The 21,628-nt window shown below is 53.1% G+C and carries 20 protein-coding genes and 1 pseudogene; 3 read left to right on the top strand and 18 right to left on the bottom strand.

Annotated elements, in window-relative coordinates:
• The first annotated feature begins 161 nt into the window (after positions 1–161).
• Complete coding sequence (gene mrdA / locus ACLJNW_RS02040) at positions 162–2,033, top strand: penicillin-binding protein 2 (protein ID WP_023204649.1); 1,872 nt, start codon at positions 162–164, stop codon at positions 2,031–2,033.
• Positions 2,034–2,086: 53 nt separating this feature from the next.
• Here the strand turns inward: mrdA and ACLJNW_RS02035 are convergent, their stop codons facing one another.
• The 15 genes from ACLJNW_RS02035 to flhD all read right to left on the bottom strand — a co-directional run bounded on the left by ACLJNW_RS02035 (position 2,087) and on the right by flhD (position 17,708).
• Positions 2,087–3,226 carry a glycoside hydrolase family 105 protein gene (locus ACLJNW_RS02035; protein ID WP_000989908.1) on the bottom strand — a complete coding sequence of 380 codons (1,140 nt, stop codon included), beginning with the start codon at positions 3,224–3,226 and terminating at the stop codon, positions 2,087–2,089.
• 236 nt (positions 3,227–3,462) lie between these two features.
• A complete protein-coding gene (gene flhe / locus ACLJNW_RS02030; protein ID WP_001233619.1) occupies positions 3,463–3,855 on the bottom strand; it encodes a flagellar protein FlhE in 393 nt (130 codons plus the stop codon).
• Positions 3,855–5,933, bottom strand: a complete 2,079-nt coding sequence (flhA, locus tag ACLJNW_RS02025) for a flagellar biosynthesis protein FlhA (protein WP_000002386.1) — start codon at positions 5,931–5,933, stop codon at positions 3,855–3,857. Before flhA ends, flhe begins: the two co-directional genes overlap by 1 nt.
• Positions 5,926–7,077, bottom strand: a complete 1,152-nt coding sequence (flhB, locus tag ACLJNW_RS02020) for a flagellar biosynthesis protein FlhB (RefSeq protein WP_024154646.1) — start codon at positions 7,075–7,077, stop codon at positions 5,926–5,928. Before flhB ends, flhA begins: the two co-directional genes overlap by 8 nt.
• A 193-nt stretch (positions 7,078–7,270) precedes the next feature.
• Positions 7,271–7,915: a protein phosphatase CheZ gene (gene cheZ, locus ACLJNW_RS02015; RefSeq protein ID WP_000983585.1), complete on the bottom strand. Its 645-nt coding sequence runs from the start codon at positions 7,913–7,915 to the stop codon at positions 7,271–7,273.
• A gap of 10 nt (positions 7,916–7,925) precedes the next feature.
• Positions 7,926–8,315, bottom strand: coding sequence for a chemotaxis response regulator CheY (gene cheY / locus ACLJNW_RS02010; RefSeq protein WP_000763861.1), 390 nt, complete (start codon positions 8,313–8,315; stop codon positions 7,926–7,928).
• A 17-nt stretch (positions 8,316–8,332) separates the two neighbouring features.
• Positions 8,333–9,382 (bottom strand): protein-glutamate methylesterase/protein glutamine deamidase, encoded by a 1,050-nt coding sequence (cheB, locus tag ACLJNW_RS02005; RefSeq protein WP_000036389.1) that lies wholly within the window; start codon positions 9,380–9,382, stop codon positions 8,333–8,335.
• Entirely contained in the window at positions 9,379–10,245 is an 867-nt protein-coding gene (cheR, locus tag ACLJNW_RS02000) for a protein-glutamate O-methyltransferase CheR (RefSeq protein WP_000204370.1), read from the bottom strand. The genes cheB and cheR overlap by 4 nt, the downstream gene beginning before the upstream one ends.
• A 160-nt stretch (positions 10,246–10,405) precedes the next feature.
• A complete protein-coding gene (tar, locus tag ACLJNW_RS01995; RefSeq protein ID WP_000483261.1) occupies positions 10,406–12,067 on the bottom strand; it encodes a methyl-accepting chemotaxis protein II in 1,662 nt (553 codons plus the stop codon).
• 236 nt (positions 12,068–12,303) lie between these two features.
• A complete protein-coding gene (gene cheW / locus ACLJNW_RS01990; RefSeq protein ID WP_000147295.1) occupies positions 12,304–12,807 on the bottom strand; it encodes a chemotaxis protein CheW in 504 nt (167 codons plus the stop codon).
• A 20-nt stretch (positions 12,808–12,827) separates the two neighbouring features.
• The gene (gene cheA / locus ACLJNW_RS01985; protein WP_000061302.1) at positions 12,828–14,843 is read right to left on the bottom strand and encodes a chemotaxis protein CheA; all 2,016 of its coding nucleotides are present in this window, start codon (positions 14,841–14,843) and stop codon (positions 12,828–12,830) included.
• Between the two features lie 4 nt (positions 14,844–14,847).
• A complete protein-coding gene (gene motB / locus ACLJNW_RS01980) occupies positions 14,848–15,777 on the bottom strand; it encodes a flagellar motor protein MotB (protein WP_000795653.1) in 930 nt (309 codons plus the stop codon).
• On the bottom strand, positions 15,774–16,661 hold the full coding sequence (motA, locus tag ACLJNW_RS01975) for a flagellar motor stator protein MotA (protein WP_000906312.1): 888 nt from the start codon (positions 16,659–16,661) through the stop codon (positions 15,774–15,776). Before motA ends, motB begins: the two co-directional genes overlap by 4 nt.
• Before the next feature lie 124 nt (positions 16,662–16,785).
• Entirely contained in the window at positions 16,786–17,370 is a 585-nt protein-coding gene (gene flhC, locus ACLJNW_RS01970; RefSeq protein WP_000605987.1) for a flagellar transcriptional regulator FlhC, read from the bottom strand.
• Positions 17,367–17,708 carry a flagellar transcriptional regulator FlhD gene (gene flhD, locus ACLJNW_RS01965; protein WP_001518146.1) on the bottom strand — a complete coding sequence of 114 codons (342 nt, stop codon included), beginning with the start codon at positions 17,706–17,708 and terminating at the stop codon, positions 17,367–17,369. The genes flhC and flhD overlap by 4 nt, the downstream gene beginning before the upstream one ends.
• 682 nt (positions 17,709–18,390) lie before the next feature.
• Here flhD and ACLJNW_RS01960 point away from each other — a divergent pair.
• Together ACLJNW_RS01960 and uspC are read left to right on the top strand one after the other, a co-directional pair.
• Positions 18,391–18,507 (top strand): hypothetical protein, encoded by a 117-nt coding sequence (locus ACLJNW_RS01960; protein ID WP_001617301.1) that lies wholly within the window; start codon positions 18,391–18,393, stop codon positions 18,505–18,507.
• The gene (gene uspC, locus ACLJNW_RS01955) at positions 18,504–18,932 is read left to right on the top strand and encodes a universal stress protein UspC (protein WP_000122606.1); all 429 of its coding nucleotides are present in this window, start codon (positions 18,504–18,506) and stop codon (positions 18,930–18,932) included. Before ACLJNW_RS01960 ends, uspC begins: the two co-directional genes overlap by 4 nt.
• A 17-nt stretch (positions 18,933–18,949) precedes the next feature.
• On the opposite strand, the gene otsA is transcribed toward uspC, so the two are convergent.
• The 3 genes and pseudogenes from otsA to araH all read right to left on the bottom strand — a co-directional run.
• Complete coding sequence (otsA, locus tag ACLJNW_RS01950) at positions 18,950–20,371, bottom strand: alpha,alpha-trehalose-phosphate synthase (protein WP_000089042.1); 1,422 nt, start codon at positions 20,369–20,371, stop codon at positions 18,950–18,952.
• Positions 20,346–21,149, bottom strand: coding sequence for a trehalose-phosphatase (otsB, locus tag ACLJNW_RS01945; RefSeq protein WP_000830106.1), 804 nt, complete (start codon positions 21,147–21,149; stop codon positions 20,346–20,348). Before otsB ends, otsA begins: the two co-directional genes overlap by 26 nt.
• Before the next feature lie 222 nt (positions 21,150–21,371).
• Positions 21,372–21,553 (bottom strand): annotated as a pseudogene (gene araH, locus ACLJNW_RS01940) (L-arabinose ABC transporter permease AraH); the annotation flags it as partial.
• Positions 21,554–21,628 lie beyond the last annotated feature (75 nt).

The following is a 21,628-nucleotide window of genomic DNA, read 5'->3' as shown; positions in this document are numbered from 1 at the left end:
TGACTCCGGGTAACGGACTCAGGCCTTTTTATTGCCACAGCGGTATATCTGTAACAAATCACAAGGAATGACACATTTCTATAGAGAGATGGAACATCTTTTACCTGTGCTGGCGCTGACCGCCCCGTATCATTAGGCGGCGGATTGTTCAGGTACAGGTAATGACTTTTAAAGACTTTGATGCGGAAGAGAAACTCTTCCTGAGACGTGTGATTGTGGCGTTTGGTGTAGTGGTTGTCTGCTTTGGTATCCTGATCTTCAACCTCTATAACTTGCAAATCCGCCAGCACCACTACTACACCACCCGTTCGAATGAGAACGATATCAAGATGCTACCCGTCGCGCCCACGCGCGGCATCATTTACGATCGCAACGGCATTCCGCTGGTGCGTAACGTAACCTGGTATGATATCGCGGTTACGCCCTATAAAATTGCCGATATGGATGCGCTGCTAAAACAGCTCACCCCTATTGTTGATCTCTCCCCCGATGATATCGCCGACTTTCGCCATGCGCTAAAATCCAGTAGCCGCTATCGTCCGGTGGTGCTCAAAAACGCGCTAACGGATGTTGAAATCGCACGCTTTGCGGTCAATCAGTTTCATTTCAACGGCGTCACGATCAATAGCTATCAGGATCGGCAGTATCCTTACGGCGCGGAGCTGGCGCATGTTCTCGGTTACGTGTCAAAGATAAACGATAACGACCTTAAAGCGCTGGATAAAAAAGGGCTGGCAGAGAATTACGCGGCGGACCATAACATCGGTAAACAGGGGATTGAGCGTTACTACGAAAACGATCTTCATGGTAAAACCGGTTATCAGGAGGTCGAGGTGGATAATCACGGGCGTATTGTCCGCCTGCTGAAAGACGTTCCTCCCATCGCGGGTAAGAACATTCACCTGACGCTGGATCTCCATTTACAAGAGTACATTGAAAGTTTGCTGGCCGGGCAGCGTGCTGCCGTACTGGTTGAAGATCCGCACGATGGTTCAGTGCTGGCGATGGTATCTATGCCCAGCTACGACCCGAACCCCTTTGTAAAAGGCATTAGCTATCAGGATTACGGCAAACTGCTGCACGATAAAAATCTGCCGCTGATCAACCGCGTGACGCAAGGGCTTTATCCCCCGGCGTCAACGGTTAAACCCTATATGGCGATGTCCGCGCTGTTATGCGGGATTATTACGCCGCAAACCACCTTCTTTGGCGCGCCAACCTGGACGCTTCCCGGCACGCAGCGGCATTACCGGGACTGGAAAAAAACCGGACACGGTATGCTGGATGTCACTAAAGCGATTGAGGAATCTGCGGATACCTTTTTCTATCAGGTCGCTTATATGATGGGTATTGACCGTATCGACACGATGTTGTCTCAGTTCGGCTATGGCAAACCGACGGGCATCGACCTAAATGAAGAGTATGACGGGCTGCTTCCCAGTCGCGCATGGAAACAGCGGGTCCATAAAAAAGCCTGGTATCAGGGCGATACCATTTCTGTCGGCATCGGCCAGGGTTACTGGATTGCCACCCCCATCCAGATGGTTAAAGCGATGGTGGCGCTCATCAACAACGGTAAGGTGATTGCCCCTCACCTGTTACTCAATGAAGAGAGCGGCAAAACGGTGGTTCCGTATCGTCCTTCCGGAACAGCGGCACAGATAGCCGATCCGGCGTCGCCATACTGGGGACTGGTGCGTCAGGCGATGTATGGCATGGCGAATGCACCCAATGGAACGGGCTATAAGTTCTTTCACACCGCGCCCTACGGCATTGCGGCCAAAAGCGGCACGTCGCAGGTATTTAGCCTGAAAGAAAATCAGACCTACAACGCGAAAATGATCCCTATTCGCCTGCGCGATCATGTGTTTTATACCGCTTTTGCACCGTATAAAAACCCTAAGGTCGCTATTGCCTTGATTCTGGAAAACGGCGGAAGCGACGGCGTTACCGCCGCGCCCATCATGCGAAAAATCCTTGACCACCTGTTTGATCCACAGGCTGATACCACACAGCCGGATCAGGCGCCATAGTCAAATAAGCAAAGCGTCATCAGACAAGGATACGCCCGGAATATCCGCATACATCAGAAATAGTTACGCAGATATTCCGTCAAACACAGCATGGCCATCGCCTGCCCGTAAGGCATAGAGGTCAACGGAATATGACGGTAAAAATCGAGATCGTGGCCCATGCCAGTGCCAAATGACGTTTGCAGCAGTTCGCCTTCCGGCGAGATATGTTTCACTATCCCCCGAATAGCTTTTTCCGCCACCTGCGCATAGTGCCGTTCGACATAGCGTTTGCGCACCGCTTTAAGAATACCGTAGGCAAAACCCGCCGTCGCCGACGCCTCAAGATAAGAGTGCGGATCGTCAAGCAGCGTATGCCACAAACCGCTTTCATCCTGACATTTCGCCAGCGCGGCGATCTGCGCATTCAGTACCTGGACCAGATAACGGCGCACGGCATTATTTTCCGGCAAGTCCAGCAGTTCAAGAAAATCCGGGATCACAATGGTCAGCCAGCTGTTGCCGCGCGCCCAGCGAGCGTTAGCGAAGTTATGATGACCGTCATAGCTCCAGCCGTGGAACCACAGCCCCGTCTCTTTATCCATCAAATTCTGCACGTGTAGCAGGAACTGATAGGTTGCCTCTTCCACATATTCCGGCCGGTTCAACAGTTTACCGATTTTCGCCAGCGGCAGCACCGTCATCATTAGCGTGTCGTCCCACATCTGCTGATGATTTTCCTCCGCCAGCGTGATGTGCTGCATTCCGCCGTGATCGGTACGGGGCATTTCATTCATCGCCCATTCGGCCCACGTTTCCAGCCACGGTAAATACGCTGGATTACGCGTCTCTTCATAGCGATACGCCAGCGTTAAAAACGGCGCCATCGTATTAACGTTTTTCGTCGTCGCGCCTTCCGCAAAACGATCGGCAAACCAGTCATCAATGATCTTACGCATCGTCTGGTCGCCGGTCTGTTGGTAATAGTGATACATTCCGTACAGGCCCACGCCGTGCGTCCACTCCCATCCGGCCCAGCCTTTAGTATCGATCACGCGTCCGTCGTCCAGTCGCAATAAAAATTCGCCTGTCTCATCTTTAATATTGACCAGGTTATGCGTCACCTTTTGCACCAGGGCTTTTAGTTCATCTCTGGCGATAAAATGCTCAGGCTGACGCAATAGCGGACTGTGTTTGACTGGATAAACCATCATTTGCTTAACCTCTGTGTAATGTCGAATTCAGTGCTGCGTGCAGTTTTACCGCCGACGCAGTCGATTCGCTACAGTAAAAGCTAAGCTGGGCGGAAACCTTTTTGTTTCTGCCATTGCCAGAGCGTAAATGGCAAAAACGCAAAGAGTCCGGCAACCTACCTCACCATTTTATAAAACAGCGTTTCTATTTATTCAAAAAGAGAGTCAGGTCTGCTACCTGGCAAAGAAAGGGGCGGTTAGCGGTAGTTCACAATCACCTGATTGCTCCGCACTTTTAACGCCGGGATAAGTCGGCCGCCGCCGGGGACTTCCCAGACAAAGCGGAGCGGCTCGACTGCGGGAACATGAGCAAAACCGTGGGTCGTGCCACTCTGACCATCAAGTTCTACGCAACGGGACTGGGAACATAAACGTACCCGTAATCCTGCGGGGGTCGGGCCATTCAGTTCATAACGCCAGGCGACCAGCGTCATCACACCGGAAACCGGCTGACGCGCCGACAATGGCGAAGACGATGCGGAAACACCCCGGTAATTTAAGGTTACACCCATACCGCTATCCTGCCACGCGCCTTCGCCTGCGGCCTGAACCGTCAGGGGAAAGAGCAACAACGCCAGCCATTTACGCATTATTTTCCTCCAATGGTCGCCGTCATGCGGATATGACGGTTATCGGAAAGCTCAAGGTTCGACAACACCACCAGCTGCGGTAAACTGCGCCGCAAAAAGCGGGACAATAATGGACGTAGCGCATGGTTAACCAGTAATACCGGCGGCGCGCCAAGCATCTCCTGGCGAGAAAGCGCCTCTTGCGTCTGCGCCAGCAGGCGATCCGCCAACCCAGGCTCAAGACCGCCGCCGCCCTGCAATGCCTGAAGCAGCAAACGCTCCAGCGCGGTATCCAGGCCAATCACCTGCACTTCTTCATTACCGGGGAACCACTGTTGCGTAATCGCTCGTCCTAATGCCACGCGTACCACGGCGGTTAATTCATGCGGATCGCTTTGTAACGGCGCATGTTCCGCCAGCGTTTCCAGAATGGTGCGCATATCGCGAATAGGGACTTTTTCCGCCAGTAAGTTTTGCAGGACTTTGTGTAAAGTCGTGAGGGTCACGACGCCGGGGACCAGATCTTCCGTGAGTTTAGGCATCTCCTGAGAGACACGATCCAACAGTTGCTGCGCTTCCTGGCGGCCAAACAGTTCGGCGGAGAATTGGCCAATCAAGTGGTTAAGGTGCGTCGCCACAACGGTACTGGCTTCCACGACGGTAAAGCCCTGAATTTGCGCCTGCTCTTTCAGGGCGCTTTCAATCCAGATGGCATCAAGGCCAAAAGCTGGATCGACGGTTTTCTCGCCCGGTAGCGTTCCCGCCGCCGTGCCGGGGTTAATAGCCAGCCAACGTCCCGGATAGGCGTCCCCGCTGCCAATCTCTACCCCTTTCATCAAAATACGGTAGCGCGCAGGCTGTAAATCCATATTGTCGCGAATATGGACAACTGGTGGCAGGAACCCCATATCCTGCGCGAATTTTTTACGAATGCTGCGAATACGTCCGAGCAATTCGCCATCCTGTTGAAAATCCACCATCGGGATCAGGCGGTAGCCCACTTCCATTCCCAGTGAATCCTCAAGCTGTACGTCATTCCAGGTGGCTTCGACCACCGAGTTATTTTCCGGCATTTTTACCGGCTGCGGCTCCTCCGGCGCTTTTTCTTCACGCCCGCGCAGCCACCATGCCAGGCCGAGCAAAGCGGCGGTAAAGAGTAAAAATACCAGGTTAGGCATTCCAGGCACCATGCCAAGCAGCCCCAGCACCGCCGCCGCCAGCAGCATTACCCTTGGATTACTGAACAGTTGGCCAACCATCTGCTCGCCTACATCCTGATCGGTACTGACGCGGGTCACAATGACGCCCGCCGCCGTGGAGATAACCAGCGCCGGGATCTGGGCGACCAGGCCGTCGCCAATGGTCAGCAGAGTGTAGCTTTCCGCCGCGCTGCCTATGCTCATTCCGTGCTGCAATACGCCGACCAGCAGCCCGCCGACCACGTTAATGACCATGATGAGAATACCGGCGATGGCGTCGCCGCGTACAAATTTACTTGCCCCGTCCATCGAACCGTAGAAGTCGGCTTCCTGAGTGACTTCCGAACGCCGTTTTTTGGCCTCGTCTTCACCAATCAGACCGGCATTAAGATCGGCGTCAATCGCCATTTGCTTACCGGGCATACCATCCAGCACAAAGCGCGCGCCGACTTCGGCAATACGTCCGGCGCCTTTGGTGATGACCATGAAGTTGATAATGACGAGGATGATAAAAACCACAATCCCGATCGCGAAGTTACCGCCGACCAGGAAATGACCGAACGCCTCCACCACCTTTCCCGCCGCCGCCGCGCCGGTATGCCCTTCCATCAAAATAATGCGCGTTGAGGCAACGTTAAGCGCCAGACGCAGTAGCGTGGTAAACAGCAGAATGGTTGGAAACGCGGCAAAATCCAGAGTGCGCTGGGTAAACATCGCCACCAGCAGCACCATGATCGATAGCGCAATATTAAAGGTAAACAATAAGTCGAGGATAAAAGCAGGCAGCGGCAGCACCATCATCGACAAAATCAGCAGAATGAGGATCGGCCCGGCAAGAATTTGCCATTGCGTCGATTTCAGGTTGCTGGGCAGGCGCAGCATCGCGACCAGATTAGCCATTAGTATTCTTCTCGTTCATAAAATCCAGCGCTTCTGGCACCGGAAGGTTCTCAGGTTGTGGAGGACGTTGCCCGCCCGCAAGCCGCCAGCGTTTAAGCTGCCAGACCCAGGCCAACACTTCCGCAACGGCAGCATATAACTGCCCGGGAATTTGCTGACCGATTTCGGCGTGGCGATATAATGCCCGCGCCAGCGGCGGCGCTTCTAAAGTGGGAACCCGATGTTCAGCGCCGATCTCGCGAATGCGCAGCGCTATTAATCCAGCCCCCTTCGCGACCACTTTCGGCGCGCTCATTTTGTTTTCGTCATACTGCAGCGCCACGGAATAGTGCGTCGGGTTAGTGACAATGACGTCCGCTTTCGGCACATCTTCCATCATGCGGCGCTGCGCGGCGGCGCGTTGCATCTGGCGAATTTTGCCCTTAACATGCGGATCGCCTTCGCTCTCTTTAAATTCGTCGCGAATGTCCTGCCGCGACATGCGTAATTTTTTCAGGTGGCTAAAGATCTGGAAAAACACGTCAAATCCCACCATCGGAATCACGCCCAGTACCACCAGTAACGCGCAGAGTCCAACCAGATCCAGCGCATTCCCCATTGCGACGATCGGCGACTCCGCCATCAGGCGCATCATTTGTGGCCAGTGATACCAGAGATAAAAGCCGGTAACGCAGCCGACCAGCGTGGATTTCAACACCGCTTTTAGCAGTTCCGCGCCGGTCTGCGCCGAAAACATGCGCTTAATTCCCGGCAGCGGGTTTAATTTAGAAAATTTTGGCTGTAGCGACTTACCGCTAAAAATCAGGCCGCCAAGCATAACCGGCGAGATAAGCGCCACCAGCACCACGCCCGCGATGAGCGGTAGCAACGCCATCATCGCCGCTTTAATCAGCAAAATTATCTGCCCCAGGATCAGGTTAGGATCGTTCACCATACGGTGATCGAAGTGCAGGCCTGCTGAGAGCATTCCCGCCAGTTGCCGCGCTAACGACTCGCCGCCGAACCAAATAATACAAACGCCCACCAGCAATATCAGCAGTGAGGTCAGTTCTCTGGAACGGGGGATCTGCCCTTCTTCCCGCGCTTTTTCAAGTCGGTGGGGTGTGGGGGCTTCTGTTTTGTCGTCGTCGCTCTCTTCTGCCACGCAGCAAACCCTGGATAGATTGATAAGCGAGAATGATGCCAGAACCGCTTTACGCCAATGGGCAGAGTAAGCGGTAAAAAAGGCGGGGTTTATGGCGTTAATAGAGATAGCCGGATACGATAAGAAAGTCTCGTATCCGGCCGGGTTGACGGATTCGAACCCGATAAGCGCAGCGCCATCAGGTCAAAAAAGCTTAAAACCCAAGACTGTCCAGCAGGTCGTCCACCTGATCCTGACTGGCGACGACGCCAGCTTTCGAGGTATCCACCTGCGGGCCGTTGAGTAAGCTTTCGTTCTCGCGTTTTGGTCGTGCGCTCTGTTCCGGGATGTTTTCCAGCAGTACCATTAATAACTGGCGCTCAATCTCCTGAATCACGTCCATCATGCGTTTGATCACCTGACCCGTCAGATCCTGGAAATCCTGCGCCATCATGATGTCCAGCAGTTGCGCGTTAGTAAAGCTGGTATGGCCCGGGACATCCCTGAGAAACTGGCGCGTATCCGTCACCAGTTCACGGGCGTCGGCAAGCTCGATCGGATTGTCAAACCACTCGTCCCAACGTTGGGTTAGCGCTTTCGCCTCTTTCTCCATCGCATCCTGATGCGGCTGCGAGGCTTCGACACTGTTTAGCGCGCGTTCCGCCGCCTGCGCCGTCATCTGGACGACGTAATCCAGACGGTCGCGCGCATCAGGGATCGCCTCCGCCGCTTCGGCAATCGCCTGGTCCAGCCCCAGCTCACGCAGGCTGTCGCGCAGCATTCGGGTCAGACTACCGATGCGCGCAATGATGTCTCCTGCTGAACCTTCATCAGCAGGCTTGATAGATGGTTGCATCATCATCGCATCCTCACATGCCCAGTTTCTCAAAGATTTTGTTGAGCTTCTCTTCCAGAGTCGCTGCGGTGAACGGTTTTACGACATAACCGCTGGCGCCAGCCTGTGCGGCGGCGATAATATTCTCTTTTTTGGCTTCCGCCGTGACCATCAACACGGGTAACGCCGACATGGCGCTATCGGCGCGAATGGTTTTCAGCAGCTCCAGGCCATCCATGTTCGGCATGTTCCAGTCGGAGATAATAAAACCAAAGCCGCCCGCCTGGAGCTTGTTCAGCGCATCGACGCCGTCTTCGGCCTCTTCCACATTGTTAAATCCAAGCTCTTTTAAGAGGTTGCGCACGATACGACGCATGGTCGAAAAGTCATCCACAACCAAAAATTTAAGCTCTTTATCCGCCATAAAATACTACTCCTGGTTCAAATACGTATCGCCTGTCCGGCACTGATTTTCGCCAGCATCTGCTGGCTTACCTGGCTAAGATCGACCACTTCGCTTACGCCACCCATATTGATGGCCTCGCGCGGCATGCCGAACACCACACAACTTGCTTCGTTTTGCGCAATGGTCCAGGCGCCAGCCTGGTACATCGCTAACATTCCAGCGGCGCCATCGTTGCCCATCCCCGTAAGAATGACGCCTACGGCGTTGCGCCCCGCGTGTTTCGCCACCGAATGAAACAGCACATCCACGGAAGGCCGATGCCGGTTTACCGGCGGGCCATCATGAATTTTGATTTGATAATTCGCCCCGCTACGCGCCAGCTCCATATGCTTGTCGCCGGGTGCAATGTAGGCATGACCTGGCAATACGCGTTCGCCGTCCTCGGCCTCCTTAACGCTGATTTGACAGAGTTTATTCAGGCGCTCGGCAAACGAGCGGGTAAAGCCAGGCGGCATATGCTGCGTAATAATCACTGCCGGACTGGAAAGCGGCAGCGGTTGCAGCACATGTCGGATAGCTTCAGTACCGCCCGTTGAAGCGCCGATAGCAATCAGTTTTTCCGAACTGAGCAGCGGACCGGCTTTTAAGGTTGCCGGGGCCGCCATCGGTTTATGTGCGGCGATGCGGGCCCGCGCGGCGGTACGCACTTTTTCGGCGATCATCTCGCTATACGCCAGCATACCTTCACGAATACCAAGCTGCGGTTTGGTGACAAAATCGATGGCCCCCAACTCCAGCGCCCGTAGCGTCACTTCGGAACCTTTCCCGGTCAGCGAAGAGACCATCACCACCGGCATCGGTCGCAGGCGCATCAGTTTTTCCAGAAAATCGAGGCCGTCCATACGCGGCATCTCAACGTCCAGGGTCAATACGTCCGGATTAAATTTTTTGATGAGATCCCTGGCGACCAACGGGTCCGGCGCAGTCGCCACCATCTCCATATCGCTATGGCTATTAATAATTTCAGTCATGATTTGGCGCATTAGCGCGGAATCATCAACTGACAATACCCTGATTTTACTCATGCTTTATCCTTACTTAGCGCATACACCGTCTGTCCGCGCAGGCTAAACTCGCGCACGAGGTTGCTAAAGTTTTCTGAGTGACCGGCAAACAACAGTCCGTCAGGTTTAAGGAGTGGAACAAAACGGCGCAGAATGTCCTCCTGAGTCGTTTTATCAAAATAGATCATGACGTTACGGCAAAAAATCGCGTCAAAGGGACCGGGTACGTTGTACTGCTTTTCCAATAAATTAACGGAGGAAAATTCAACATAATTGGCCAGTTCCTGACGCACGCGCACCAGTCCTTCATGCGGCCCCGTACCGCGCATAAAGTAACGTTGTAGCTGCTGCGGCGATAACGTTTTCAGTTCGCTGAGGCGATAAATACCGCTTCTCGCTTTTTCCAGCACTTCAGTATCAATATCGCTGGCGAATACTTTCCAGCGACCGGGGGCCATCCCCAACGCATCCGCCAGCGTAATGGCGATACTGTAAGGTTCTTCTCCTGTCGATGCCGCCGCACTCCAGACGCGGTACTCGCCGTGGCGGCGACGCGCATGTTCCGCAAGGATGGGAAAATGGTGCGCCTCGCGAAAAAAGGCGGTCAGGTTGGTAGTCAGAGCGTTGATAAAAGCCTGCCACTCAGCGCTGTTTTGATTAGCCTCCAGCATACTGAGATAACGGCCAAAATCATCCAGTCCCAGGGTACGCAGCCGACGGACCAGGCGGTTATAAACCATATCCCGCTTATGGTCGGCCAGCACGATCCCTGCGCGCTGGTAGATTAATTGACATATCCGACGAAAATGCGCGTCGGACAGCGCGAGGCGCTGTGTCATCTGTAACAATACTGACGTTTGCCCGGAGGGCAGAGATGATGTCATAGCGCCTTCTTAATCACATTCAAAGTACAACGGGCGCGCCCTGCGGCAGCGCCATGCTTCCCGTATTACACATTTTTTGCTTTTATCTATGCGAACCAGACGAAAGGGATCGGCGGATTCGCAAATTAATCGATAACCGACAGCACACAGCGCACGTCGATCAGAAGGTTTCCCAGTTCGCATCATCCCCGGCGGCTACTGACCGCGGCGTATTGCCGGACTGAGCGTCCACTGACAAACGCATCTCAGGTTTATTTGCCACCAGCGGTCGCGATGCCAGGCGGAAAGCCGATACCGCCTGGGTCAGACGGCTGGCCTGCTCTTCCAGCGCGGCGGCGGCCGCTGCGGATTCCTGAACCAGCGAGGCGTTCTGTTGCGTTACGCGATCCATTTCGGAAACGGCCAAAGCGACCTGATCGATACCCCGGCTTTGCTCATCCGAGGCGGAGGCGATTTCGCCCATGATATCCGTGACGCGCGTAACGGCATTGACGATGTCAGTCATGGTTTCCCCGGCGCTTTCCACCAGCACAGAACCGGTATCGACACGCGAGACGGAATCTTCAATCAACGCTTTTATTTCTTTCGCCGCCTGGGCGCTGCGGCTGGCCAGATTACGCACCTCGCCTGCCACGACCGCAAAACCGCGCCCCTGCTCTCCCGCGCGCGCCGCTTCTACCGCCGCGTTCAGCGCCAGAATGTTAGTCTGGAAGGCAATACCGTCGATAACGCTGATAATGTCAGCGATTTTTTTCGAACTGTCGGCAATTTCGTGCATGGTGTTTACCACGCCGTCGACCACTTTGCCGCCATGACGCGCGGTCTCGGAGGCGCTTTGCGCCAGTTGCGAAGCCTGACGGGCGTTATCGGCGTTTTGCTTCACGGTAGCCGTCAGTTGTTCCATGCTGGCCGCCGTCTCTTCCAGAGCGGAGGCCTGCTGTTCGGTACGGGAAGAGAGGTCGGTATTACCGGCGGCAATTTCACTGGTGCCGGAATAAATCGCATCCGAACCTTCACGAACCTGCGTCACGGTGTCAATCAGCGAGCGTTGCATATGTTCAACCGTTCCCGCCAGTTCGCCAATTTCATTACGCCCTGAGACGGTGAGCGTTTTCGTCAGGTCGCCGCTGGCAATTTCACGGATATGAGTAATCACTCGCGCTAATGGGTTAAGCAGAGCATGACGAATGCCGAACCAAACCACCATCAAAATCAGCACCAGCACGACCGCAAGAACCCCCAGTTGCCATTGCGCAAAACGGTAGTCATGAGCGCTTTGATCAAATGTCTGGCGGTACAGGTTTTCGCTCACCCGGGCGTAATTGCCCAGCGCCTCGCCCAACGCGTTTTGCATTCCCTGGGTTGGCTGGGCGAAGTAGGCATCCATATTGCCATGGTCCAGAAACTGAATAAGTTCGGCTAATGCGGCCTGATAGCGCTGATATTTTTCATCGACGTTCGCGCTGGCCTCCGCCATCGCTGGCAATGGCGTCATGTTTTTGAAATTGGCGTAGTGCGCCGCCGCCTGTGCGAGGGTCGTTTTTGCATTCTGGAGTAAATCCGTTTTGGCGCTGCTCTGCTGGTTAGAAGCGTCCATCATCATGCGTGCGGCGGAGCGGCTCAGGTTAATGCGCGTTTGCAGCATTAAGTCCCATGTCGACGTGAGTTCGCTTTGTTGCTGGCGTAATTCGTTAGAAATAACAAAACCTTGCTGGTTATGCTGTAATGAAGAAAACAGCAAACCACCGGAAACAAGCTGTAGCAGTGCGAAAACCCCCAGCACCATCATCAGCATTGTGACAACGCGGATACGGTTAAACATAAGGCACCTTCCTGATAACGAGTTATCAACGTTATCGGCACCTGCGGTGATAACTTTACTTTTGCAAAAAGGAAATACGCTGTTCCGGAAGACGATATTGACAATAACAGCGTCGCAGCGGCGATGTCGGCACAAAATGCAGGGGCTGGGCGCGGGCGATGAAGAGGAACTCTCACCGCTGGCGGAAGCATAACGGTGAATATTGCCGGATGGCGCGACGCCATCCGGCAACGTTATTACGCGACGTGTGATGCTGCGATATCCAGCAGCGCCATCTCTTCGCTGTTAAGCAGTTTTTCGATATTCACCAGAATCAGCATACGCTCGCCGAGCGCGCCCAATCCCGTCAAATATTCTGTTGACAAGGTCACGGCAAATTCTGGCGCCGGACGGATCTGTTCCGCCGTTAACGACAGTACGTCAGACACGCCGTCTACCACTATCCCGACGACACGTTGCCCCAGATTCAGTACGATCACTACCGTATTGTCATCGTACTCAACGTCGCCTTCGCAGAATTTCACGCGCAGATCGACAATGGGGACAATCACGCCGCGCAGGTTAGTCACCCCTTTTATAAAGGCCGGTGTATTGGCGATGCGCGTCACCTGGTCATAGCCACGGATCTCCTGCACTTTCAGGATATCGATGCCGTACTCTTCATTTCCCAGTGTAAACACCAGGAATTCCTGACCTGACGGCTCGCCGGCCAGTTTGCTTACATTACTCATACCGGTCATATTATTCCCTTCTCACTCAATCAGGCGGCTGTGATCGCCATACGTTGTTCGCGGTTTAAACCCTGCAATGCGGAAACATCAACAATCAGCGCGACGCTGCCGTCGCCCAGGATCGTCGCGGCGGAAATCCCCGGTACCTTGCGATAATTGCTTTCCAGATTTTTGACCACCACCTGGTGCTGACCGATGAGCTGATCGACCAGCAGCGCGTAACGGCGTCCCGCGCTTTGCAGGATCACAACAATGCCCTGCGTGGCTTCGGTTTTCGCCCCGTCCACGTCAAACACTTTCCACAATTCGACCAGCGGCAAATACTCGCCGCGAACTTCCAGAACCCGTTCGCCGCCCGCCAGCGGATGAAGATCCTCTTCACGCGGTTGCAGCGACTCCATCACCGCATTTAACGGCAGGATAAAAACTTCCCCCGCCACGCGAACCGACATCCCATCGAGGATGGCCAGCGTCAGCGGCAGCAGAATACGAATCGTGGTGCCGGAGCCTTGTTTTGACTGGATCTCAACGTGACCGCCCATCTCCTGAATGTTACGTTTCACCACATCCATGCCAACGCCGCGACCGGAGACATCCGTGACCTGTTCCGCAGTTGAGAATCCCGGCGCGAAGATCAACATGCCTACTTCATCGTCGGTCATGTTTTCATTCACCGCCATCCCCTGCGACATGGCCTTCGCCAGGATACGCTCACGGTTAAGCCCCGCGCCGTCATCGGTCACTTCAATACAAATATTCCCGCCCTGATGTTCTGCGGAAAGAATCAGATTGCCGACAACATTTTTCCCCGCCTCAAGGCGTTTTTCCGGCATTTCAATCCCGTGGTCGAGACTGTTGCGCACCAGGTGCGTCAGCGGGTCGATAATGCGTTCGATCAGGCTTTTATCAAGTTCAGTGGAGCTCCCCACCAGCGTCAGCTCTACCTGCTTGCCCAGTTTGCCCGCTAAATCGCGTACCAGACGCGGGAAACGGCTGAAGACGTACTCCATAGGCATCATACGAATCGACATCACCGACTCTTGTAAGTCGCGGGCGTTACGTTGTAACTGACCCATACTGGTAATGAGATCGCCGTGGTTTACCGGGTCCAGCTCGTTAGAACGCTGGGCCAACATTGACTGGGTAATCACTAACTCGCCGACCAGGTTTATGAGCTGATCCACTTTCTCTACCGCCACGCGAATGCTGGTGGACTCGCGTTCACGCGCAGGTTTTTCACGCCCCGCATGATGTTCATGGGCCGCGCTTTTGGCGGCTGGCGCAACGACTGCCGGAGGCGCTACCGGCGCTACCTCGGTTTTCTCTTGCGCTTTTTCAACCGGCGCGGCGACCACTTTTTCAAAAGCGATCTGATCGGCCTCGATGACAAAACAGAGCACCGCGACAATGTCATCTTCCGCGACGCTGCCATCCAGAGTTGCCGACAGTGAATCCGCCCCCTTAACGACATCCGTCAGAGTAGCCAGATTGCCCAACTCTTCTTCAAGCAGATCGACCTCATTGGCTTTCAACCGTGAAAGTACAATGCGCAGTTTACTCTCGTCACGAGGCGATTCGGTTTCGGCTACGCTCTCTTCCTGGATCGCCGCGCTTAGTGCCGCGGTTTCTACGACCGCCGGCGTGGTTTCGCCTTTCGCCTCCAGCGCCAACTGGCGTAGCGCATTGCAGATATATTCGAAGCTTGCGGCATCCGGCTCTTCGGAGTTTTTATAGGCGTCGAGCTGTTCCTGCATAATATCTTTCGTTTCCAAAAACAGGTTGATAATGTCGGTATTGAGCTGCATTTCACCGCGTCGGGCTTCATCCAGCAGGTTTTCCATTAAATGCGTGGTTTCCTGCAGAATAGTGAAGCCGAATGTGCCCGCGCCGCCTTTAATGGAGTGCGCCGCGCGAAAAATGGCGTTCAGTTGTTCAGCGTCCGGGGACTCCGGCACCAAATCCAGCAGATGCTGCTCCATATCAGCCAACAGCTCGTCAGCTTCATCAAAAAATGTCTGATAAAAATCGCTAATATCCATGCTCACGCTATCACCTCGGTTCCGCTTTTGGCGATGTGGGTACGCTTGCCGGCGGGGCTGCCGCAGGCTGTTGTAATACACTTACCGGCTCATTCTGGCTTTCAGCGTTTTCATGCAAAATGGCCTGTTCCGCCTGTTTGTTTAACACCAGCAGGCTTATACGGCGGTTGATGGCGTCATCAGGACCGCGATCGCTCAGCCGCATCGTGGCGGCCATGCCAACCACCCGTAATACTTTTCCGTTATCCAGCCCCCCAGCGACCAGTTCGCGACGCGAAGCATTGGCGCGATCGGCGGATAATTCCCAGTTGCTGTAGCCTTTTTCGCCGTTCGCGTAGGGAAAGTCATCGGTATGGCCGGCCAGGCTAATGCGATTAGGTATACCGTTTAACACTGGCGCAATCGCACGCAGAATATCGCGCATATACGGCTCAACTTCGGCGCTGCCGGTTTTAAACATCGGGCGGTTCTGGCTGTCGATAATCTGGATGCGCAACCCCTCCTGAACTAAATCAATTTTCAGATGCGGACGTAACGCGCGCAGTTTGGGATCGGATTCGATCAGTTGATCCAGATCGCCACGCAGTTTGTTTAACCGACTCTGCTCCATCCGTTTTTTCAGCTCGTCGATATTCGGCTGCTTTTCCACTTCACCCTGCTGTTGGGTGTAATCATCGCCGCCGCCTGGTATCGGGCTCTCGCTATTGGCAATCCGATTCCCCCCCGTTACCGCGGTGGCCAACGGCGTACGAAAATATTCGGCAATCTGAATTAATTCTTTAGGGCTGGAGATGGAAATCAGCCACATCACCAGAAAAAAAGCCATCATCGCCGTCATAAAATCGGCGTAGGCAATTTTCCAGGAACCGTGCGCCCCGCCGCCGTGCGGTTTGTGCCTGCGGCGTTTTACGACGACAATGGGATGAGCCTGATTTTTCATGCTTCCTCAGTCGTCTGCTGCTGGTTTGGGTTTCTCACTGCGCGAACGTGTTCTTCCAACTCAATAAACGATGGACGCTCACTGGAATAAAGCGTTTTACGACCAAATTCCACGGCAATCGGCGGCGCATAGCCGTTCAGATTAGACAGCAGTGTGATTTTTACGCACTGCATCATCTTGGTGGTTTCGGCGCTCTTCTGGCGCAAAACGGTCGCTAACGGTGAAATGAATCCATAAGCCAGTAAAATACCGAGGAACGTACCTACCATGGCATGGGCAATCAGCGCCCCCAACTCCGCTGCCGGACGATCGGCTGAAGCCAGAGCGTGAACCACCCCCATTACCGCCGCGACGATACCAAAGGCAGGCAGCGAATCCCCCACCATCGCCAGACTGTTGGCCGGGACTTCCGCCTCGCTTTCATGGGTTTCAATCTCTTCATCCATCAACGCTTCAATTTCGAACGTATTCATGTTGCCGCTGATGATCAGGCGCAGATAATCGACAATAAAATCAAGCATTACCGCATCGGCCAGAATACGCGGATAACTGGCGAAGATTTCACTCTCTTTCGGATTTTCAATATCGCGTTCAAGGGAGAACATCCCCTGCTGGCGTGATTTGGCCATCAGGCGATAGAGCAACGCCAGCAAATCCATGTACATAGATTTTGTGTATTTCGAACGACGAAATAACAACGGGATCGCTTTCATCGTGCCTTTGATGGCCTTCCCGTTGTTGCCGACAATGAACGCCCCTATCCCCGCGCCGCCAATGATGACCAGTTCAGCAGGTTGATAGAGTGCCCCAAGGTGCCCGCCGGTCATGACATAACCGCCGAAAACTGTACCGATAACCACCAGGTAACCTAATAAGATAAGCACGACATCATCCTTCCGCTGTTGACTATGACAGGATGCGCAGTCGGGCGATTAACGCGAAGGCAAGGCAAAAAAAAGCAGCGGTAATGACTTACCGCTGCTGGAGTGTTTGTCCACACCGTTTCGGTTAAACAGCCTGTTCGATCTGTTCATCCAGCAGTTGTGGAATAATATCGGCAGCATCTCGGGAAAGTTTACGTCTTTTTACTGCGCGGGATGGCGGCTGGCATAAACTACACGCAAAGCTGCCCACGGGCTGATGCGCATGGGTAATAAAGTTCCCACCGCAGCAGTTACAGCTCGACAATTCAAGCAACCCACTTTCAACAAAACGCACCAGCGTCCATGCGCGAGTCAGCGCCAACAACGGCCCTTCAGGCGGTTGCGGACACTGCTCAAGATAAAGCCGATAAGCTTTAATCACCGCATCCACACCGCTGCATAAGCCAGTCTTCAGTAAAAATTGCCAGGCGTTGCAGAACATGGAGGCATGAATATTTTGCTCCCAGGTCATAAACCAGTCTGTCGAAAATGGCAGCATCCCTTTAGGCGGCGGGCTACCGCGTAATTCTTTGTACAGCCTGATGAGGCGACCACGGCTGAGCTGTGTTTCGCTTTCCAGCATTTGTAGACGAGCGCCAAGATTAATCAACTCCATCGCCAACTGGATATCGCGAGCTTCCTGAACAATGCTTTTTTCACTCATTATCATGCCCTTTTCTTACGCGCCGTATCGTCCACTTCATTGAGCAAACGCGTTGAAAGCATGATACCTGTGTGAATCTGCTGTAAATCATCGACGCGCGAATCCTGAGTCAAACGGGTGATCGTCTGATGATCGTCAAACCGGAAATGACAAACTAACTGGTTCGTCTCCGCCAGTTTGACCATCTGCGGCAGGGTCAACGCGCCCAGTGTGTTTGCCATCTCTTCGTTGATACCGAGGCGGAACATCGCAGATGCTTTGTCCTGGACGATCAAACGCTGTGCAAGGAGTAAATATGACAAATTGATGTCATAAATGTGTTTTAGCAACTCGGATGTATGCATTGTTCCCATCCAGAATAACCAACTTTATTTTTGTGCGACGTAGCCGCACCCCGTGATGTCGCCGGGAAGGCCCGGTAAAAGAAGCAAAAAGGTCAAATGCATAGCAGCGCTCAGACATTATGGACATTGTGACGTATAACGCAGCCTCCCACTGAGATTCGCCTTACACGTTTACATCAATTTTTACAAATGCCTAAGATTTTTCCTAATTCGACGCAACTCTACTCGTCAGCTTCGTGACATACAACGGAGCGGGACGGCGATTTTAGAAAATATGTGATGTAGATCACATAATTTAACGGAATACTTACGATAAAACCATCAGCATGGCTTTTACTTTGTTTAATTAATAACCTAATGTTCACTTTTTCTATTCCACACTGCTGAATAGGGGTACGTCAACACCAAATTCTTTTTTGTTTCTCTCTGTTAAAATAACGCCAGGATAATAGATAACAGGCTATTATTTCTATTTTAGAAACGCTTTTATTTTACCTTTAGTAAACAGTAGCTTAAATATTAAACGTTATTAATTAATCTCGTCACAGCATACGCCCTCCGCTGTTAAAAATAAGCTCATTTGATTTAACTTTTAGCTTTCATTGTTCACCCATTTAAATGAAGCATCCTGGTGGTGTGTAAAAAGTGTCTTATGCCACGATTCTTTACATAAGAATAATTAATGATTAATTATGATGTCCTTCACATTAATGTGGCATTAGCGCATTGCAGAAATGCGATAAACAGAGTAAAGCTAAAGCACAATCTCATATTCTTGCAATCAAGGAGCGAGTTATGAGCTACACCCATATTCTTGTCGCCGTTGCCGTCACCCCGGAAAGTCACCAGCTACTGGCTAAAGCGGTCTCTATCGCCCGCCCTGTTCAGGCGAAAGTAAGCCTGATTACTCTCGCTTCCGATCCTGAACTGTATAACCAGTTCGCCGCGCCCATGATGGAGGATTTACGCGCGGTTATGCATGAGGAAACCGAGAATTTTCTTAAGATGCTGGGGGAAAAGGCGGATTATCCGATTGAACAAACTTTCATCGCATCAGGTGAGTTAAGCCAGCATATTTTGGCTGTGTGCCGCAAACACCATGTTGATCTGGTCATTTGCGGCAACCATAACCACAGTTTCTTTTCGCGCGCGTCCTGCTCGGCAAAAAGTGTCGTCAGCGCCAGCCAAGTAGATGTGTTGCTGGTACCGTTAGCGGGCGACTAGTCGCCGCTCGCGATATTTCAGGCCAGCTTAGGGAACGTCGCCACGTTGTTCTGCTGCTGACGCTCAGGGCTACGCGGCGTGACCTCTTTTAGGTCATGAATAAAACGTTCCTGCCAGCGGTTAATGTCATTTTTAACGATCACGTCCAGCATTTCCGCATGGCGCGAAATACGCTCGGCAAGGGGCATCGTTAACGCGCGATTGAGCGCCGCCGCCACGTCATCCCGATCGTAAGGATTGACGATTAACGCCGACGTCAGTTCATTCGCCGCGCCGGCAAACTGTGACAGTACCAGTACGCCAGGATTAGCGGGGTCCTGCGCGGCGACAAACTCTTTCGCCACCAGGTTCATCCCGTCACGCAACGGGGTGACGAGCCCGACGTCTGAATAACGGAATATCTTCATTAACAGTTTACGGTCGAAATGCTGATTCAGATAATAGAGCGGCGTCCAGCCCAATTGTCCATATTTCCCATTAATCCGGCCTGCTTCCGTCTCAAGCTGGTGGCGAATATCCTGATATGCCTGTACTTCGCCGCGTGACGTAGGCGCAATTTGGGTATAACGAATTTTTCCCCGATGCTGCGGATAGTTTTCCAGTAGCGCTTCATACGCCAGAAAACGTTCCGGCAGCCCTTTCGAATAATCCAGCCGCTCGACGGAAAAAATATTCTTCACATTTTTCAGTTCCGCCTTGAGCTGCGCCAGTTTAGGCGGCAACGGCCCGGCAGCCTGCAGAGCAATCTCATCGGGCTCAATACCGATAGGATACACTTCTGTCTGGAAGTCTTTACCCCACGCGATATGCTGCTTGCCACTGCGAGTCGTGACTCGCGTTTGACTCGAAAGGCTATCCAGAAAAGCCAGGCGATCATTTTCGGTCTGGAACCCTAGCAGATCAAAGTCACACAACTGCTCCAGCAGTTCATCATGCGGCGGTAAAGCGTTAAAAATCTCCGGGGTCGGGAATGGAATATGCAGGAAAAAACCAATTCGGTTGTTCACGCCGCGTTTACGCAGCTCGCTGGCGAACGGTAACAGGTGGTAGTCATGCACCCAAATGATGTCGTTCTCTTTAATGAGGGGCAATAACTTATCCGCTAATAGCGCATTCACCCGCATATAGCCTTCCCATGCAGGACGCTGAAACTGTACCAGGTCCAGACGATAGTGGAACGCAGGCCAGAGAACCGCATTGGAAAATTGACAGTAATAATCTTCGTAATCTTGTTCGCTCAGGTTAAACGATGCCCAGGTAATATTACCTTTTGTCACCTTTTTTAATGGCTCATCCTCGTTACCTGTCTCGCCACTCCAGCCGAACCACAACCCGCCAGCCGCTTTTAGCGCGCCAAGCACGCCAACGGCGAGGCCGCCGGCGCCGCCTTTATTATCCGGGGGGGCAATTCGATTAGATACTACGACTAAACGACTCATAGCCATCTCTCCTGTTATTCATTACTTGTTGTTCTTGTTGTGGATAATTGATTTGTTCCAGCCAGCGCCAGACATCGGGTACGCTTTCCAGCCGCCATGCCGCCTGGGTTGCCCCGACGCCCACTTTTACGGAAATTCCGCCAGCGTGATTCACCACGCCAAAGCCAGCCTCATCGGTCAAATCGTCGCCCACAAAAACGGGAATCCGTCCCGCAAAGGGCGCTTCCTGCATAAAGGCGGCAATCGCTTCGCCTTTATTGGTTCCCTTAGGTTTGATTTCCACAACACATTTACCAGGCTGCAACGCCAGTTGCGGCCAGTGCTGCGTAACGTGTTGCGCAAGCGCCAACAGCGCCGCTTCATGTTCCGGAGCCTGACGGTAGTGCAGCGCAAACGCCATCCCCTTCGTCTCCAGCTCCGTTCCGGGCAGCGCTACAAGCGTCGAACGTAATAACGCCTCCACCTCACGGACTACCGCTTCAGGAAGGCGCACGATATGGGTTTTACCATTGATGTCACGACGCTCTGCTCCGTGAACGCCAGCGAGCGGAAAGCAAAAAGGCTTCGCCAAAGCATCCAGCTCAGTCATTGAACGCCCTGAAATCAATGCCAGTGCCCCTGCGTTGTGCGCCGCGAGACGGTCTAACAACTGAAGGATTTTATGCGGTACCACTACCTGATCGGGATGAGGCTTTATCTCTGCCAATGTGCCATCAAGGTCAAAAAAATACGCATAGTTCGCAGTGAGTTCGGGGGATACGGTTAACGGTTCTGCCACCCTGGTCTCCTCCTTATCATCATATTGAGACTCACAAACGGTCTCATTAGTCATGTAAGTATAGACAGTGTGACGCTGCTCGCCATTTAGAAAGGCCATCGCCAGCCGGGGTAGCGGCTGGCGATGACGTGAAGCTATACTGTTTAGTTGAGTGTTAATTCATCAAATCGTACGCTTCGCTTTTTGCTTATAATGGTCGAAGATAACTGCTGCCAGAAGGATTCAGCCGCGAACCACGTACTGTGCAAAAGGTGAAATGTTGAGCAGGTTCATCGCATTCTCCACCGTTCCTGATATCAGTACGCTCGCCACCACATATGAGACTTTTCCGAGGCCGCCTTTCAGGAATCCCCCCCTAAGACACACGCAGAAATAACGATTAACTCATAACCCAGGGAAGTCATTAGCCACCATGACATAACCCAGAGCGAATTCATCAGCCAAAAGGCAGGAAAGCCAGCACATTAATCCATAACATC

Source organism: Salmonella sp. SAL4457 (assembly GCF_046548235.1).
Lineage (GTDB): Bacteria > Pseudomonadota > Gammaproteobacteria > Enterobacterales > Enterobacteriaceae > Salmonella > Salmonella enterica.
Note: the sequence above shows the minus strand (reverse complement) of the source record. Positions and strands in the feature narration are given on the sequence as shown.

Coding starts and splice junctions, on each gene's coding strand:
- cheR (WP_000204370.1), bottom strand. CDS start 10,245: ATGACATCATCTCTGCCCTCCGGGCAAACGTCAGTATTGTTACAGATG.
- flhA (WP_000002386.1), bottom strand. CDS start 5,933: ATGGCTAATCTGGTCGCGATGCTGCGCCTGCCCAGCAACCTGAAATCG.
- uspC (WP_000122606.1), top strand. CDS start 18,504: ATGAGCTACACCCATATTCTTGTCGCCGTTGCCGTCACCCCGGAAAGT.
- cheW (WP_000147295.1), bottom strand. CDS start 12,807: ATGACCGGTATGAGTAATGTAAGCAAACTGGCCGGCGAGCCGTCAGGT.
- ACLJNW_RS01960 (WP_001617301.1), top strand. CDS start 18,391: ATGATTAATTATGATGTCCTTCACATTAATGTGGCATTAGCGCATTGC.
- motB (WP_000795653.1), bottom strand. CDS start 15,777: ATGAAAAATCAGGCTCATCCCATTGTCGTCGTAAAACGCCGCAGGCAC.
- ACLJNW_RS02035 (WP_000989908.1), bottom strand. CDS start 3,226: ATGATGGTTTATCCAGTCAAACACAGTCCGCTATTGCGTCAGCCTGAG.
- flhD (WP_001518146.1), bottom strand. CDS start 17,708: ATGCATACATCCGAGTTGCTAAAACACATTTATGACATCAATTTGTCA.
- flhe (WP_001233619.1), bottom strand. CDS start 3,855: ATGCGTAAATGGCTGGCGTTGTTGCTCTTTCCCCTGACGGTTCAGGCC.
- mrdA (WP_023204649.1), top strand. CDS start 162: ATGACTTTTAAAGACTTTGATGCGGAAGAGAAACTCTTCCTGAGACGT.
- cheY (WP_000763861.1), bottom strand. CDS start 8,315: ATGGCGGATAAAGAGCTTAAATTTTTGGTTGTGGATGACTTTTCGACC.
- tar (WP_000483261.1), bottom strand. CDS start 12,067: ATGTTTAACCGTATCCGCGTTGTCACAATGCTGATGATGGTGCTGGGG.
- cheZ (WP_000983585.1), bottom strand. CDS start 7,915: ATGATGCAACCATCTATCAAGCCTGCTGATGAAGGTTCAGCAGGAGAC.
- flhC (WP_000605987.1), bottom strand. CDS start 17,370: ATGATAATGAGTGAAAAAAGCATTGTTCAGGAAGCTCGCGATATCCAG.
- cheB (WP_000036389.1), bottom strand. CDS start 9,382: ATGAGTAAAATCAGGGTATTGTCAGTTGATGATTCCGCGCTAATGCGC.
- otsA (WP_000089042.1), bottom strand. CDS start 20,371: ATGAGTCGTTTAGTCGTAGTATCTAATCGAATTGCCCCCCCGGATAAT.